This is a genomic window from Streptomyces luteolus, from assembly GCF_029968015.1.
Classification (GTDB): domain Bacteria; phylum Actinomycetota; class Actinomycetes; order Streptomycetales; family Streptomycetaceae; genus Streptomyces; species Streptomyces luteolus.
The window spans coordinates 1-2,566 of record NZ_JASCIS010000102.1 but is presented as its reverse complement, the minus strand read 5'-3'; the positions used below and the strand labels follow the sequence as shown (position 1 = coordinate 2,566).

The 2,566-nt window shown below is 74.3% G+C and carries 1 protein-coding gene; it reads right to left on the bottom strand.

The window, feature by feature from the left end:
- Positions 1-2,539: acyltransferase domain-containing protein (locus QIT00_RS38630; protein WP_282540181.1), on the bottom strand; the 2,539-nt coding region annotated here is incomplete at its 3' end.
- Between the last annotated feature and the right edge of the window lie 27 nt (positions 2,540-2,566).

Here is a 2,566-nt window from a genome sequence, read left to right as displayed (position 1 = left end):
TGCCCCAGGCGGCCGCGGCTGTCGGGTCGGTGACCTCGTCGTCATGGCCGGTGGATACCGCGCCGCGGGTGAGGACGAGCAGGGGTCCGGTGGTGGCGGTGTCCGTGAGGTGGTCCTGCACGGCTGCCAGGACCTGGCCGGTGACCTCGCGCACCGTGCTGCCGCCCGGTACCCGGAAGACCCGGGCCTCAGCCCCCACCTCGCCGGGCGAGGCCTGCTCCCGCGACGTCAGCGCAGACATCGCCCGCCACTCCACCACCAAGAGCGGCTGCCGGCCTTGGCTCCCGGCGGCGCGCAGCGCCTCCTTGTCGACGGGGCGCAGGGCCAGCGCGTCGACCGTGGCGACCGGGGCGCCCAGGGCGTCCGCGACCGACACCGAGACCGTGTTCCGGCCCGCCGTCCGCAGCCGTACGCGCAAGGAACCGGCCCCCTCGGCGTGCAGGGACACTCCGGTCCAGGAGAACGGCAGCAGACCCTCGTCGGACTGGCCGAGTAGCCCGAGCACCGCCGGGTGCAGGGCGGAGTCCAGCAGCGCCGGGTGCAGGCCGAAGCCCTCCGCCGATGTGCCTGCTTCCGCGTCGAGCGCCACTTCGGCGTACACCTCGTCGCCGAGCTGCCACGCCGTGCGCAGGCCCTGGAAAGCCGGACCGTACTCGTAGCCGCGCGCGGCGAGCCGCTCGTAGGCGCGGTCGAGGTCCGCAGGGGCCGCTCCGGCGGGCGGCCACGTACCCGCAGCCTCCCACGCCTCCCCGCCCGCGGGTCCGGCCGCCGCTTCCGCGCGTACCCCTTCCGCGAGTACGCCGGTGGCGTGCCGGGTCCACGGCTCGTCGGCCTGCGCGTCGTCGCGGGTGTCCGGCTTGGAGTGCACGGTGAGCGCGCGCTTGCCGTCGGAATCCAGCGCCCCCACCACCAGCTGCAGCTGCAACGGCGTGTGCTCGGTGAGGAGGAGGGGCACGAGCACGGTCAGGTCTTCGACGTGCTCGCAGCCGGTCTCCTGGCCCGCGTGCAGGGCCAGGTCGACGAAGGCGGTGCCGGGCAGCAGGACCGTGCCGTCCACGGTGTGGTCCGCGAGCCACGGGTGCGTGCGCAGCGAGAGCCGTCCGGTGAACAACAGGCCCTGTCCGTCGCCCAGTTCGACGGCCGCGCCGAGGAGCGGGTGACCGGCGGCGCGCAGCCCGGCGTCGCTCATGTCGCCGACCTTGGCCTCCGCCTCCAGCCAGTACGAGCGGTGCTGGAAGGGGTACGTGGGTAGGGCGACGGTCCGGGCCGCGGCCGTACCGGCACCGCCGAGCACCGCGGACCAGTCCACCGGCAGGCCGTGTACGTACCCGGTCGCGGCCGAGGAGAGGAACCGGCCCATGCCGCCCTCGTCGCGGCGGAGCGAGCCGACGGCGAGCGCGTTGTCGGCTTCCGCGGCGGCGAAGGAGTCCTGCAGCGCCGTGGTCAGCACGGGATGAGCACTGCTCTCGACGAAGACACGGTGGCCTTCGTCGAGCAGGGCCCGCGTGACGGTGTCGAAGCGCACCGGCTGGCGCAGGTTGCGGTACCAGTAGGCCCCGTCGAGCTCCAGGTGGTCCAGCCGACCGCCGGTGACGGCGGAGTAGAAAGGCACGGCACCCTCGCGCGGCGCGACCGGCGCGAGCAGTTCGCGCAGCTGCTCTTCGAGCGTCTCGACGTGAGCCGAGTGGGAGGCGTAGTCGACCGGGATGCGGCGGGCCCGGACATCCTGGTCCGCACAGGCCGCGAGCAGCTCGTCCAGGGCCTCCGGGTCGCCGGAGACCACCGAGGAACCGGGGCCGTTGACCGCAGCCACGGCGAGCCGGTCGCCCCACCGTCCGATGAGCTCCTGCGTCCGCCCGGCGGGCAGCGGCACAGAGACCATGCCGCCGCTGCCGGCCAGCCCGGCGATGGCCAGGCTGCGCAGGGCCACGACGCGCGCGGCGTCCCGCAGCGACAGTGCGCCCGCGACACAGGCCGCGGCGATCTCGCCCTGGGAGTGGCCGACCACGGCGGCAGGGCGCACCCCGAGCGACTGCCAGAGCGCGGCCAGGGACACCATCACGGCGAACAGCACCGGCTGCACCACGTCGACCCGGTCGAAGCCGGGCGCTCCCGGCGTGCCGTGCAGCACGTCGAGGAGTGACCAGTCGGCGAACTCCGCCAGCGCGGCGGCGCATTCGTGCATCCGCTCCCGGAACACCTCGGAGGTCTCCAGGAGCTCCAGGGCCATGCCGACCCACTGTGAGCCCTGCCCGGGGAACACGAAGACGGCACCGTCGACGGCTCCCGCGGCAGGCACGGCGCCACTCACCACGCGAGGGTCCGGGCGGTCGGCGGCCAGCGCGTCGAGGGCGTCCACGAGACCGTCCCGGTCCGCGGCCAGCAGGACGGCCCGGTGCTCGAAGACGGTACGGGAGACCAGGAGCGCGCGAGCCGCGTCGGCCGGGTCGATCTCGGGATTCTGCGTAAGAAAGTCTCGTATGGAAGCGGCGAGTTCACGCACCGGCTGCTCGCCGCGAGCGGAGAAGGTGAGCGGCACGGCCGCCGTGGTGGGTTGGGTGGGTTG